This window comes from Leptolyngbya sp. AS-A5, assembly GCF_039962495.1.
Classification (GTDB): Bacteria; Cyanobacteriota; Cyanobacteriia; order Leptolyngbyales; family Leptolyngbyaceae; genus Leptolyngbya.
In genome coordinates this window covers 48,990-63,127 of sequence record NZ_JAMPLL010000006.1, presented here as the reverse complement: position 1 = coordinate 63,127, position 14,138 = coordinate 48,990, and the positions used below count along the sequence as shown (strand labels likewise).

Genomic DNA, 14,138 nt, shown 5'->3' with positions numbered 1-14,138 from the left:
CGAGTTTCCGCGCTTGAAGAACTTCCATTAAGATGTTCTTTTGACTTGCATTTGAGGATCAAAACCAGTGAGTCCAGAAACCCTTGTAAAATCTCCCACTCCCGCACCGTTTTCGATCGCAGAATTTGACGATTACGTCATGACCACCTATGCCCGCTTCCCGTTGACTTTAGTTCGCGGGTCAGGTTGCCGCGTGTGGGATGACCAAGGACGCGAATATCTGGATTTTGTCGCTGGAATTGCCACTTGCACCCTCGGTCACGCTCACCCCGCCCTGATCGAAGCCGTCACCGAGCAAGCCAAAACTCTGATCCACGTCTCCAATCTTTACTACAACGCACCCCAAGGCGAACTGGCGAAATGGCTGGTTGAGCATTCTTGTGCCGATCGCGCCTTTTTCTGTAACTCTGGAGCCGAAGCCAACGAAGCTGCGATCAAACTCGCTCGGAAGTACGCTCACACCGTCCGCAATATCTCCAATCCCATAATTATCACGGCAAATGCCGGTTTCCACGGACGGACGCTTGCAACCATCACCGCAACCGGACAGCCGAAATACCAGCAAAACTTTAATCCGCTTGTTCCCGGTTTCCACTACGTTCCGTACAACAACCTGGAAGCCCTGAGAAGTGCGATCGCTGAACTCGACCAATCGGAACCCCAAGTTGCCGCAATCATGCTGGAAGGCTTACAGGGTGAAGGCGGTGTGCGTCCGGGCGATCAAGCTTATTTCCAAGCGATTCGTCAAATTTGCGACGAAACAGGAATTCTCCTGATCCTGGACGAAGTGCAGGTCGGCATGGGACGGAGTGGCAAACTCTGGGGTTACGAAAATCTCGGCATCGAACCCGACATCTTCACCTCAGCAAAAGGTCTAGGCGGTGGAATTCCGATCGGTGCAATGCTCTGCAAATCTCGTTGCAATGTTTTCGCACCCGGAGATCACGCCAGCACCTTTGGCGGCAACCCGTTTGCCTGTGCCGTTGCACTTGCGGTCTGCCACACGCTCGAGCGCGAAGATCTGCTCGCTCACGTCCAAGCGCGGGGCGAACAACTGCGATCAGGACTGGCTCAACTGGCTCAAAAATATCCATCGCGAATTGCAGAGGTTCGGGGTTGGGGACTGATCAACGGTCTGGAACTCACAGCAGACAGTGCCTTTACTGCCGCCGATGTGGTTAAAATCGCAATTCAAGAGGGCGTTCTGCTCGTGCCAGCCGGTCTAAAAGTCCTGCGCTTTGTCCCCCCGCTTATCGTCACCCCTGAGGAAATCGATCGCGCCCTTGCCGCAGTCGATCGTGCCCTCACCGAGTTGGGCTAACTCTCTCAGACTAGAAGACTCTAAATCTAAAAATCTTCTTCAGTTTGGAGAGCTTCCTTTTCTCAAAATCTCCACGACTGGGGGACTTGGGGGCAATCCAACGCTTTCATCGAAGCAGCTCCCTATCAATCTTTTGCCAAATGTCCTCCATTCCCTATAATGGAGGACTGTAATAAATCCTAATCTGAACTAATCGGAGATCAAGCGATGTCACGTCGATGTCAACTCACGGGCAAAAAAGCCAATAACGCAATGGCAGTGTCTCACTCACACCGCCGCACCAAGAAACTCCAAGAAGCCAACCTGCAAGTCAAGCGCATTTGGTGGGAAACGGGCAAGCGCTGGATCAAACTGCGCCTCTCCACCAAAGCCATCAAAACGCTAGAACACAAGAGTCTAGACGTGTTCGCTAAAGAAGCAGGAATCGATCTGAGCCGCCTGTAGAACGTTCGCCAAATAACATAGGCAGATTCGCAACAATTAACTTTTTGCACCGCAAGCATTGATTCTCCGATCGCTTAGGTGTTTTTGCGGTGATGTCTAGCGCATAAAACTGGGGTAAGCTTTTCACGGCTTCACCCCAGTTTTGCTATCTTCATTTGCTAAAATCCTTGTGCCTGATAGCGTTCCCTGGCGAATGGGTAATCTACGTGCATCGCGCTTTCTCTCGATCAAGAAACCGCGCCACTCCGAGACGCACCGAATATCCAAAATCATCCTACGTAGCTTGCCGGACTCATCCTTTAGCTACTATCGATCGTGAGAGCGCGTGTCTTCTCGGATGACCTTGCCGCAAATTATGAAGACAGTAGAAGAAGTCACTCGGCACTGATGAAGTTTTGATTAAATTCAGACCATCATCTTGCCTCTTCACCAAGGAAAAATCAGACGATATCTAGAAATAGATTTCGTCAATTTAATTTTCTTTGCCCCTGTTGATTTGCGATCGCGAATTGCCCCTTCGGATCGAGTGTTGTTCGATCGTCACTTTTGTTTCTGCCAATTCAGCAGCTATGTCAAATCGCAAACTTACATTCCAGGGCTTCTCCCGCAAAGGCGGAAGACTCTACCGCAAGATCACAAAATCTTTTGTAAATAGAGTTCTGCGCTACGTTTTGCTCTATCAGCGTCGAGGCAAGCTTTCTACATCAGGCTTTATCTTGCCGACCACAGTTCTGCTGATTTTAGTTGTAGCGCTGACGGTCGGCGCACTCACATTCCGGGCATATAACCGCAATGTGCAAGTAATTGGCGAAGCGCAGCAGCGAGTGATTTACAACGCCGCGACTCCCGCTATCGATCGGGCGCGATCAAAGCTGGAATTCCTCTTCGATGCCACTAAAGATACACGCTTGCCGAGCGGTATCCCTTCACAAGCGACGCTCGAAGCTATGCTGCTCAACAATGGCACCATGCCGCGCACTGGTGCTACCTTTGCGAAGCTGCCCTACAAAGATGCCGAGGGCAAAGAAGCCGATGCTTACACATTTCCCGATGAGACCCGCATCGACATTAACAAAGACAACGAAATCGATAACGCCTGGTATTTCCGTACAGATACCAATGGTGATGGCAAACTTGATACCCAAGATTCCACGGTTGTTTACTCGATCGTCTTAAATACACCCCTCCCCGACTTAGCAAACAGCAGCGCGGGTACTCCAGCAAAATCGATCGCAACTAAAATGTTGGAAGAAACAGACGATGCGGTCAAAGCTGGAAATCGCTGGGTCAGACAAGCGCCGCTCAGCGTCGATGGTGCTTTAGGCTGCGCTAGAAACTCTGGTGGCGGCAATGCGGGGCCTGAAGGCTGGTTTGAAGACAAAACTACCACCTCGAAACTACGAAAGAATTTCCAAGTCGATGCGCTAGTCATTCCGGGCAACGCAGGCGGAACGAAAGCCACGCTGGAATTTACCCAAGATCGCGAACTCGATCGCGGCAACAAGTGGGGAGCCTGGTTCCGCCATGACTTAGAGATTTATCCGGGTGCCGATTTCAGGTGGAATGGCGCAATGCACACCGAGGGCAACTTGATTATTGGGGCTGGGCTGAAGGCTGACGGAGCACCAGAACCCCAAGACAAGTTCACCGCGTACCTGATCAGTTCTCCGTCTTCCTGCTTGTTCACGCCATCGGCTTCTGAAATTAGTGTGACCGATCGACGGGAAGGAAAAGATGATTTGCTCGGACTTGTGGTAGCAGGGGCGATGCAAGATGGCAAATCAAATACCAATGACAGCAGTACCATTCACCTTCACAGTAACACTCCGGATAATGGTAATAGCCAAGTCAAGCTCACCAGTACAACAGATAACGTCTCAGACGAAGCTGGACAAGACTTGTACCGCATCACGACTGATCCAGAAGCCGTTCTGCTGGAAAATGGCTACACAAACGTTCCGGTCGCTGCAAACATTAGCAACCAAGATCGCAATAATCGGGTTAAAAACGTAAATCCAGCGAAACAAAATCTGCCGGATCTGAAAAGAGGTAGTCTGCCGCAGCGGGTCGTTATTGAGAAAGCAGATGCACCTTATGTAGACGACTTGTATCGGGCGGATAATCTCTGGGGACCTAAGCCCAAGTACGGCAGCGATCCAAATAAAATTGTGCCGGATGGGAAGTATGGACAGTCGATCGATTCAGGCAATACGGTCATGCTCAACGATACAGTCGCCCCAGATGATGCTGAGGCTTCAGGCGTTGGGCTGGATGGCTACTGGGAGCGACGTGCGCGTGTGACAGGGCTGAGACTGTTGGTAGGACAGCGACTAGAGCTTGGCAACCTGTTCACCTGGTATGCACCCCGAAATCCAAACGGGGATAACTATGTGGCAAACAGCAGCGCTACGGTTGATCAAGATACTTACGAACACGAGGGAGACCCGCTCTATCCCGTCACGGTCAAGCCGTATCCCGTCACTCCAACCGGACAGCTTTCTCATGTCGATCTGCATCGCCGATCGCTGCGTGATAATCTGTCAGCAGTTCAAAGCACCGCCGTCTATCATTCTGCGGAAGATTTAGATTATCCGGTAGCTTGTCTTGTAACCACTTCACATCCTGGAACCGTTTGGTCACTGCGGCAGGCAGTCACATTCCGTCCGTCTGAGTTCTTTGGCACAAACGACAGTGGTGTCGCAGATACCACGGCAACTTCTCTACTCACCAACTTCTTTACAGGAGTCGGAACGAATGGATGGGAATTTACAACTCCGGGCGGAGATTACAGCGGCTTCCTAACCGCAGTTCAAAACGAAACTGGTTCACTGCGGTTAGCGCTACAAAACTTGGCGAATTTCGCAGGTGATCACCAAACGATCGGAAGCGTCCTCAAGAGCGGCGCGTTTCCTCCTACGCCAAATGCAGCAGAAATTCACCCTTACCCAGCGCTTTCAATGTGGGGAGACTACTCTAATCTGAAACGCGCACTTGCGAACTTAAAAGCTGCTAACAACGATTTCACTAAGCTCAGCATCGCCGATCGCACCTATATTCAAACGGCGGCTTGTACGCTTGGAATGTTGGCTTACAACATTGATCGTATCCAGAAATTCGATCCCAGCGCGATCAATGGACTAAATGCACCAAACGATATAGACATGGGCAGCAGAGGTAACAACAGACAGCGCCTGATGGCAAAACTGGGACGCGATCTCTGGAGACTCATGGATGGAGTAAACGATGGTGCGACAAGCTCCAACCCAGAAGTTCTCCCTAGAGAGCAGCTTGCAACCTATGACTACTCTGTGGCGGGAAACCGCAGAGCAAACCTGTATAACCCTAAAGATTATCAAGGCGTAACCCCAGAGGCGCTAATCGGTGCACTAAGACAATATTTGTTAACCAGAGGAACGGCAACAAACGGAGACAACCTTAGACCAGATCATCCAGAGTTCGTGGCTGAGATGCGACTGGCAGAGACAATCATGCTCAATCATCAGATTCGCCGCGATCGCACCTATGGATTCAAGCCATCACCCAGATTCGGACAATACACCGTCTTTCCAGGGGGGATGAATAATCCAATCACAATGCCAACGGCTTGCGACCCCGATCAATTTGTTTTTACTGGTGGTCTAGATGGTGACACTGATCTCAGAACTGGGATGTCGGCAGATCCCGTTCTTTCCAGATCCTCAACGACGCTAAGTGCCAGTGGATTAGCTCCTGTTTCTCTACCCACAGATCCGAGAGACTACAACACGGTCTTCCCTTCTTCCAGAGGCAGCAACGGACTGAAACGCGACCTGGCTTATTATCGATTTGCCCTGTCGAAACTGTGCGGAACACTGGATGAGAGCGGAACCCAAGTCTTGCCCAAATTCCCTGCTCTTTACTATCTGTTCCCAGAGGTTGATCACGACTATAACGGTGATGCGTCTACAGACGGCTTTGATCATGCACAACCCACGACTGAGCCTTACATCGCAGACAGCTATGTTGCTTCGATTCAAGCTGAATTCAAGCGAATCAGTAGCACGAAAGCAACAGGTCGAGCAGGTCATCCCAGCGTGTCATTCACGTTTCCGATTTGTCCGCCGAACACCAATACTCCAGTTTGCAATGCGTACAACGATCTCAGCCGTAAACCGGACGATCGCAATCCCGCAAGTCCAACAGGTGAATCGGTTAGGGTCATTCCGATCGAAGACTACTCGGTAAGCAGCATCGCACTCACCCCTCGTCCGACAACAATGACGGATTGGGATCTACCAACCAACACCTCACCCAGAAGTTTTGCAACGAAAGCAAACTTCTCAACCAATATCATTCTCAAAGCAGACAGCCCCACCGGAAGTCTAACCCGTGTTGCAGTTCCATTCCTCGATCGAGCGTTCTTCGATGGACGACAGTTAATGCTGGTGCGGACACTGGATGTTGACTTAGGAATGCTCCGCAGTTCGCAAGTTGGATCAAAAACTGCGGTCTGGCTACCTCAAAGCGGCATTGTCTACGCTTTCCGGGAAGATGCCGTTCGAGAAGATGCGATTTCTAGACCCGCTTGTACAACAACAGGCTGCGAGATGGATTTGCGAGATCCGGCAAATCCGAAAGATCCAAAAGTGAGACCCGTCAATCCTGCGCCCCCCAGAACCACTCAAAGCGATCTCAATTCTGGAGAGAACGGCATTTCGACAAAATCGGTCGATCGCTTCCCCGATCCCGATCGACGAATGCACGGCTTCCGACTCCGCAATGGGATGCAACTCAAGCGCAATGACAGTCTTGAAGGCACAGCTATCAATGCTGCCGACAATATCAAGGGATTGTCGTTCTTTACCGACCAGCCCGTATACATTCAGGGCGACTTCAACCACCATCAGGACGGTGACGACGATACAACGGGAAACCGTTTAGAGGAGTTTGATGGGACTGTTACAGCTCAACTTCTGAATGACGATTACTCGAATTTCTACACCCGCAACAGGCCTGATCCGAACTTTGCAGCACCGGATAGAGATCGTTGGCGACCGTCAGAAATTCTGGCAGACAGCATCACGATCTTGTCTAATGGCTTCTGTGACGGCTCGATCGCGGATACGTTCGTTCGTTACAATCGCGATACCAACACGGATGTGATCGGGAACGGCTTCAGTCTCGGCGGCACTGCGAGATACCCAGTCCCAGATTCTTTCCCGGTATCTGTTACGAACTTAACGGATACGAATAGGAAGCGCGACTATTACCACGAAAACAGCGGCTTGTTTGACCCTGGTTGTGCCGACGCAATCAACACCTCTTTCCACAACCAAAATCGCCCTGCTCAGCAAATTCTAGCGAAGACCGCAGGCAGCCGAGACGGTTGGACTTGGGTGCGTGAGAACTCCCGATATGATGCGATCGCAGAACGCCGTGGTGACATAAACGCATCCAACCCCAATACCACACAGCACTTTGTTGACATCACTGCCCCGATCAAGATTTCACGGTCTGGGCAACCGCTAGTGGTACGTGCTAGAGACATTACGGCGGGCGATTCCAACACACTAGGGGTGCGCGAAAAACCGCTTCCGCCTGTTGCCTTCAACGTTCTATTTCCCGAAAGAGCTTACTACGGCTACGGTCAGGACGTTGGTGAGAATAGTGTCTATGCCAGCTATGGAACAACCGACGGCATGAGAGAACCGAATCTATTAAATGCGCTTGAAACCCGGGTCAACTCCATCATTGTGAGTGGTATCAATCCCTCACGTTCAAAACAGGGCTACGGGGGCTTACACAACTTCCCACGATTCTTAGAAGATTGGGACAGTAAACAATTGTTCTTCTCAGGCTCCTTGATTCAACTGAGCTACGCCAACTATGCAACCTCTCCGTTTGAGCTTGAGAACATCGAACCATCGCTTTCTAGCTGGGGTGCCAAGTTAGCATCCGATCCGGACAAACAGAATATTCCGTATTACAGGGCACCCAAGCGAAGCTGGGGCTACGATGTCGGGCTGCAATTTAGTCCAGCTAGCCCTGCTGCTGCCCGCTTTGTCTCGGCAAGTAAGAATCGGAGTGAGTATTACGTTGAGCCGCCTGCAAGCGATCCGTACATTGCCAATCTATGCAATGCAGCAAAATCGGCTCTCAATCTGAATACAAGCTGTCCAAGTAAGTGAGGAGGTTGAGATGGTATCCAAATTCACAAAGCGACAAACACCTCTCCCCTCTAGACTGGGAGCGCTCCGCCTTATTCACAACGGCACGATCGCTAAGCATTCAGATGCAGGTTTAACGCTGATCGAGAGCTTAATTGCGATCGTCGTGATCGCCATCACAATGGTCAGCATCACTCCCCCGATTTTCTGGGCAGTCGCCTCACGAGTGCAAGTCCAACGGGCAGAGCAAGCCTTAAAGCTGGCACAAGGCGAAATCGATCGCGTCCGGGTCATCATCGAGCGCGGCGAAACTGCCAATCTTCCTCCCTCTGTGGCGAATTTAACCGAAGCAGATGTGCGTAACTCTACTTCAGGTCGGTTCCCTGCTGCACCCAATACTGCTGGAACTGGAGTCATCTCTACCAGGGCTTGTACCAATGTTGGTAGCATTCCAAGCGCGATCGGAACGTTCGCTCAATTGGATACAAATGGTGACTGTGTTGGCGATTATCTGCTGCAAACCTTTCGTAGCCAAGGATTTGATCAAAATGGCAATCGATTTGAAGGCACAACAGGGCAAGTTCTCACAGGATTTGTGATGGGTGTTCGAGTGTACTCGGCGATTGCAAGAGACGAGCTAACTGCACAGCGAGGTGAGACGCAGCCTGCTTCTTTGCGCGGCACAAATGGTCTTGGCAATCAGCGTAACCGTCCCTTAGCGGTTCTCTACTCGACGATCGTTCGCAGCAGCGAGAGCCAGAATCTAGAGCTTTACCGCAAGCTCTGTCCAGCCGCAAGCCAGACGACTGGAGCCTGCTAAGTTTGGCATCGCTAAATGCAAGGATGCCTTGTTCTTCTTACAGAACGTGACAATACTGCCCGATTCCTATCAAGGCTCGGGCAGATGCAAGACTTTTATTCTCGTCCAGCAATGCTCTAAATCCCTGCCCAACCTTACCGTAGAGAAGAAATGATTAAGTCATTTTTGAAGCGATACCAAAAACATCATCTCCGTACCAAAGCAGGTGGGTTTACGCTTTTAGAACTCCTCGTTGCGATGCTCGTGGGTTCACTCATTTCGGCTGGACTCCTGTATATCGTGGTGCAGCTCATTGAGACGAATCTGCGCGAATCGGCTCGAAGCGATACCCAGCGCGATTTACAAGCAGCGATCGATTATATTGTCCGTGATGTCCGCGAAGCCGTCTTTGTGTACGACGGTGAATGCTTGCTCGATCGTCCAGCCAGCCCGAACAACACACGCTGCCCTGGATTAAGGAGTTACTTACCCGAAACTATTGTTGGCACCAGTGGTTTCGGCACGACTAATAATGTTCCAGTATTGGCGTTTTGGCGCGTTGATCCACTGCCCGAGGAACTAAAGGCTGTTTGCACTAGAAATAGCGATGCTTATTCCAGTTCGGCTGCGCTTCCTGCTGCAATTCAGAACGTCCCCTGTCTGTCTGAGCGAATGTACACCCTCGTCGTCTATTCGCTCAACCGGGAAACCACAGGTCGTGTGAGTCGCGGTCGCGCCAGAATCGTGCGCTACCACCTGCCTCAATTTACGGGGAGTAGTGTTCCCACAACAGGGTCGCCAGTGCCAGTTACAGGATGGGTCAATCCACGCGGGAGAACTGACGGAAAAGAAACGAGTTTTCTCGCTTGGCCCGTTGAGCGGTCTTCGCTGTCGCAGACACCCCTAGTTTCACTACAAACCAGTAGACCCGTAAGTAATAATACTAACACCTTACCGCTAACAGACTTTGTAGACTGGGTTGGATTGTATAACCCATCTGACTCGTCTGGTAGAGGACGAGCGCCTAATCGATCAACAGAAGGTCTCATTTTGACTCCACGGGACGGAGCTTCAGCCACAGCCGATCCTCCACGCGGTTTTTATGTCTATGTTCGGGGAGGAGACCGAGAAGGCGATCTCAATCAGGAAGTTGTCATCCGAATTCAGGGAGATGCGGCGGGTAGACCTGGTGTGCCGGATATAGGGGCTACAAATCGCCCCAGAGTGCCCATTGCGCTCGAAACTCGTGTCTTGACTCGCGGTGTCACTAACAAAACGCAGTAATGCCTTACTCCAGGTTAAATTTATGCAAAGCCAATCTTTTTTCAGATCTGACTCTACGACAAACGGCTTCACCCTACTGGAAGTGCTGATCACCGTGATTTTGATTGGGATATTGTTCGCGATCGCGGCTCCAAACTGGGTTGCATTCATCAATCAACAGCGAGTGGGTTCGGCTCGGAGTCAAGTCGCTCAAGCAATTCGGACTGCCCAGTCTCAAGCACAACAGACCAAAGTGAATCGCGCAGTCGTATTTGACAATAACAATGGTCAACCTCGATATGCGATCGTCGCTGCAGCGAATAACTCAGTTGATATCGATCAAATTACCAATTGGCAAACGCTCGGTGATGGCAGCATTCAACCCGGCATCATTCGTCTTTGGGGCGATCAGGGGACTGATCGAAACAGAGCGACTCTGATTTTTGATGGTTACGGTGCTATTGTCGCTAGTTCGGTGCCTTACGCGATTACAATCGGAGCCGCGATCGGAGTCAATCCAAGGCGATGTGTCTCCGTCGAAACGTTGCTAGGTGCAACCGCAGAAAATTCAGATGCAGCATGCCCAGCAGCGCCTTAATTTTGGAACTTGAATTCTGTGTTAAAGCACTTAAATTTGAGTCTTGAATTGATAGGAATTAAGCCATCATGGATGTGACGCTCCATTTCTGTCATGCACGACTTTAGACACAAAATTCACACCAAGCAACACAAAATCATTCAAGCTTATTTGCGGCGAAACCCGTGGCAGTCCAGTCAGGGGTTTACGCTGTTAGAGGCCATCGTCGTGGTTGCACTCTTTGGCATTTTAGCGGCGATCGCGGCTCCTGCTTGGCAAGCCCAGTTAAACACTCAGCGACTCAACGCGGCTCGAAGCCAAGCCGTCACTGCCTTATCCGAGGGGAAAACTCGCGCAAAGCAGCAGAACATTCCGTATGAAGTCGGGTTTCGGCAGCAAGGGCAGCAAGCTCAGTGGGCGGTCTATCCAACGAATGCAAATCCGTTGGTTCAGCCCTGGCAGAACCTTCCTGATGGTGTGAGGCTACTTGGTTCGCCGGACACAACACTACTTCAGCGAGACAATAGCATCTATCGAATTCGGTTTAATCACCGGGGAGGAGTCGATGGGCAATTGGGCCGCGTAACCTTCTCCACGCCATCAGGAGGCGGCACTAAGCGGTGCGCGATCGTCTCTAACCTCCTCGGTACAGTCCGAGAAGGAGAGAACCGACCGACTCGCCAGAATAATCCTTGTGACTAATCACTGCTTTGCTGGAGTCTTTTTGCGATCGAGTTTGAAGATCAGGGTGGATAAAGGTGGGAGGCAGAGGTCGATCGAGTAAGGATGGTTGTGGTAAGCCCATTCGTCTGTCCATTTACCGCCGAGATTGCCCATATTGCTGCCGCCAAATTCGCGAGCATCGCTGTTGAGCAGTTCGGTGTAGAAGCCTGCCTCTGGAACACCCACGCGGTAGTGACTATGAGGCTGCGGGGTAAAATTACACACCGCTACAATAAACTCTCCTGGCTCTTTTCCTCGGCGAATGAAAGAGATGACGCTATGGCGGTTGTCGCTACAGTCGATCCAGGAAAATCCTTCTTCAGAAAAATCTTGAACATAGAGCGCGGGTTCCGATCGATAGAGCGAATTCAGCGTCTCCATGAAGTGCTTCAGTTTTTGATGCGGCTCGAATTGCAGCAGATGCCAATCAAGGTCGCCCCAGACATTCCATTCGCTCCACTGTCCAAGCTCCATGCTCATAAATAGCGTTTTCTTGCCGGGGTGGGCAAACATATAGCCATACAAGCAGCGTAGATTGGCTAGTTTTTGCCATTCATCACCGGGCATTTTGCCGATCATGTTGCTCTTGCCATGCACGACTTCATCGTGCGACAGCGCCAGCATGAAGTTTTCGCTGTGATGATACCAAATGCTGAAGGTGAGATTGTTTTGGTGGAATTGGCGGAACCACGGATCCATGTGGAAGTAGTCCAGCATATCGTGCATCCAGCCCATGTTCCATTTGAGGTTGAAGCCTAAGCCGCCCACATAGGTGGGCCAGGAAACCATGGGCCAGGACGTTGATTCTTCCGCGATAGACAGACTTCCTGGAAAGTAGCTGAACACTAGATGATTCATCTGGCGCAAGAACTCAGCCGCTTCGATGTTTTCTCGGCCGCCGTATTGGTTGGCGACCCATTCTCCGTCTTTGCGGCAGTAGTCCAGGTAGAGCATGGAGGCAACCGCATCGACGCGAATTCCATCAATGTGATATTTGTCGAACCAGAAGAGCGCATTGGCAACGAGATAGTTCCGCACTTCGTTGCGCCCGTAGTTGAAGACCAGCGTTCCCCATTCTTTATGTTCGCCTTTGCGGGGGTCAGCATGTTCGTAAAGGTGAGTGCCGTCAAAGAAGGCGAGTCCATGCCCATCTTTGGGGAAGTGTCCGGGAACCCAGTCTACGATCACACCGATGCCGTTGAGGTGACACTGATCGACAAAGTACATGAAATCTTGCGGGGTGCCGTAGCGGGAAGTGCAGGCGTAATGTCCAACGACTTGATAGCCCCATGAGCCGTCGAAGGGATGTTCTGCGATCGGCAAAAGTTCGATGTGAGTAAAGCCGAGTTCTTTGACGTAAGGAATGAGTTTCTCTGCAAGTTCTCGATAAGTGAGGAATCGCGCTCCGGGTTTAAGATCGGTGACGATTACAGGCGGAATAATTTCGCCGTTAGCGGAGCGGGCGGGTTCGGCAGAAGAAGCATGAAGCCAAGAGCCTAAGTGAACTTCATAAACCGAGATGGGTTGAGTTAAAGCATCGGTATGACGGCGCTTTTCGAGCCAGTCTTGGTCGTTCCAGGTGTAATCGGTTAGATCGGTGACGATCGAAGCCGTTTTCGGACGGACTTCTTGCTGAAATCCGTAGGGGTCAGATTTTTCGTAGATGTGACCCGCTTGGTTTTTGATTTCGTATTTGTAGTGAGTGCCGATGCCGAGTTCGGGAATGAAGAGTTCCCAGACTCCGGTTGATCCCCGTCGCATTTGGTGCTGTCGTCCGTCCCAGTGGTTAAAATCACCTAAAACAGAGACGTTGCGGGCGTTGGGTGCCCAGATTGCAAAGTAAACGCCTGCAACCCCGTTTTGGGTCGTGAGATGTGCGCCGAGTTTTTCGTAAATTCGGTGGTGATTGCCCTCGGTGAACAGGTGCAAGTCAAACTCGGTGAGGAAGGGAGACGGAAAGGCGTAAGGATCGTAGATGACGTGATCGTGTTCGCCCTGTCGAATCCGGAGTTGATAGTTGGCGAGTTCTGATATGTCGATCGTGCATTCAAAAAAGTGAGGATGATGCAAGGGTTGCATCGGGTATTCAGCGCGGGATTCTGGCACGATCACAGAAACCGCATCGGCAGTGGGTTGATAAGCTCTGACCACCCAGACCGTTTCGCCGTCTCGCTCGATTGGATGAGGGCCAAGCACCTCAAACGGATCATGGTGCTGGTTTCCTACAATCCGCTCTACCTGGTCTGGGGCGATCGTCATCGACATGAAGCTACCTACCTTAAGTGGGTTGTGTTAATTAGTTCAAAACTGGAACGTGATTAAACTTTAATGTAAAAGTTCTGTAATAGAAATTAGCAAATCATTGTGAAAGTCTCAATTCTTTTTGTTAGCTTTGGCCGCTGAGTCCGTTTACAAGGAATTGTAATAAAAGACTCCCAACTGATGTAATCGAAGTCAGGAGTCATTTCGATTATGAAAATTCCGAGGCAATCAGATTCAGGCGCTACCTGTGAAGGCGACTTCCGGGAATTTGGCTTGCGCTTCTGCCATGGGGCGATTTTTGCCTTCTTCTTGCCAGTAGTTGATGACTTCGGTTGCTTTGTTAAGCAATTCGACGCGATCGACTTCTGAAATCCAGTGTTTTTTCTCCAACTCGGTCTTGAGTTGTTCCCAGGCATCGTTGCGGGGCCAGAAGAAATAAGAAGTCAGCGGGCTTGTTCCCTTACCCACGACTTGATCTACTGCCAGCGCAACGTTTTCGTCGAGCCACAAAACTTTTAGAATAAACTTCGTCAACTTCTAACCTCCAGCGCAGTCCCAAGCTTGGAATATTACGATCAGCTATTCTACCGCACAGTTTCGGTA

Annotated in this window: 9 protein-coding genes; 7 read left to right on the top strand and 2 right to left on the bottom strand. The window is 50.8% G+C overall.

Annotated features, from left to right (window positions below):
* Nucleotides 1–67: 67 nt before the first annotated feature.
* From NC980_RS09930 to NC980_RS09900, 7 genes are all read left to right on the top strand, one after another.
* Nucleotides 68–1,321, top strand: a complete 1,254-nt coding sequence (locus tag NC980_RS09930; RefSeq protein ID WP_190379003.1) for an acetylornithine/succinylornithine family transaminase — start codon at nucleotides 68–70, stop codon at nucleotides 1,319–1,321.
* A 207-nt stretch (nucleotides 1,322–1,528) separates the two neighbouring features.
* On the top strand, nucleotides 1,529–1,765 hold the full coding sequence (gene rpmB, locus NC980_RS09925; protein ID WP_190379002.1) for a 50S ribosomal protein L28: 237 nt from the start codon (nucleotides 1,529–1,531) through the stop codon (nucleotides 1,763–1,765).
* Nucleotides 1,766–2,334: 569 nt separating this feature from the next.
* Nucleotides 2,335–7,932, top strand: a complete 5,598-nt coding sequence (hpsA, locus tag NC980_RS09920; protein WP_190379001.1) for a hormogonium polysaccharide biosynthesis protein HpsA — start codon at nucleotides 2,335–2,337, stop codon at nucleotides 7,930–7,932.
* A gap of 10 nt (nucleotides 7,933–7,942) precedes the next feature.
* Nucleotides 7,943–8,731 (top strand): type II secretion system protein, encoded by a 789-nt coding sequence (locus NC980_RS09915; protein ID WP_190379000.1) that lies wholly within the window; start codon nucleotides 7,943–7,945, stop codon nucleotides 8,729–8,731.
* A gap of 150 nt (nucleotides 8,732–8,881) precedes the next feature.
* Nucleotides 8,882–9,994, top strand: coding sequence for a prepilin-type N-terminal cleavage/methylation domain-containing protein (locus NC980_RS09910; protein WP_190378999.1), 1,113 nt, complete (start codon nucleotides 8,882–8,884; stop codon nucleotides 9,992–9,994).
* A gap of 22 nt (nucleotides 9,995–10,016) precedes the next feature.
* Complete coding sequence (locus NC980_RS09905; RefSeq protein ID WP_190378998.1) at nucleotides 10,017–10,571, top strand: prepilin-type N-terminal cleavage/methylation domain-containing protein; 555 nt, start codon at nucleotides 10,017–10,019, stop codon at nucleotides 10,569–10,571.
* Between the two features lie 93 nt (nucleotides 10,572–10,664).
* A complete protein-coding gene (locus NC980_RS09900) occupies nucleotides 10,665–11,252 on the top strand; it encodes a prepilin-type N-terminal cleavage/methylation domain-containing protein (protein ID WP_190378997.1) in 588 nt (195 codons plus the stop codon).
* On the opposite strand, the gene glgB is transcribed toward NC980_RS09900, so the two are convergent.
* Both glgB and NC980_RS09890 read right to left on the bottom strand, forming a co-directional pair.
* Nucleotides 11,253–13,538: a 1,4-alpha-glucan branching enzyme gene (glgB, locus tag NC980_RS09895; protein WP_190378996.1), complete on the bottom strand. Its 2,286-nt coding sequence runs from the start codon at nucleotides 13,536–13,538 to the stop codon at nucleotides 11,253–11,255.
* A gap of 231 nt (nucleotides 13,539–13,769) precedes the next feature.
* On the bottom strand, nucleotides 13,770–14,069 hold the full coding sequence (locus NC980_RS09890; protein ID WP_190378995.1) for a 30S ribosomal protein PSRP-3: 300 nt from the start codon (nucleotides 14,067–14,069) through the stop codon (nucleotides 13,770–13,772).
* Nucleotides 14,070–14,138 lie beyond the last annotated feature (69 nt).

Coding starts and splice junctions, on each gene's coding strand:
- rpmB (WP_190379002.1), top strand. CDS start 1,529: ATGTCACGTCGATGTCAACTCACGGGCAAAAAAGCCAATAACGCAATG.
- hpsA (WP_190379001.1), top strand. CDS start 2,335: ATGTCAAATCGCAAACTTACATTCCAGGGCTTCTCCCGCAAAGGCGGA.
- NC980_RS09915 (WP_190379000.1), top strand. CDS start 7,943: ATGGTATCCAAATTCACAAAGCGACAAACACCTCTCCCCTCTAGACTG.
- NC980_RS09910 (WP_190378999.1), top strand. CDS start 8,882: ATGATTAAGTCATTTTTGAAGCGATACCAAAAACATCATCTCCGTACC.
- NC980_RS09905 (WP_190378998.1), top strand. CDS start 10,017: ATGCAAAGCCAATCTTTTTTCAGATCTGACTCTACGACAAACGGCTTC.
- NC980_RS09900 (WP_190378997.1), top strand. CDS start 10,665: ATGCACGACTTTAGACACAAAATTCACACCAAGCAACACAAAATCATT.
- glgB (WP_190378996.1), bottom strand. CDS start 13,538: ATGTCGATGACGATCGCCCCAGACCAGGTAGAGCGGATTGTAGGAAAC.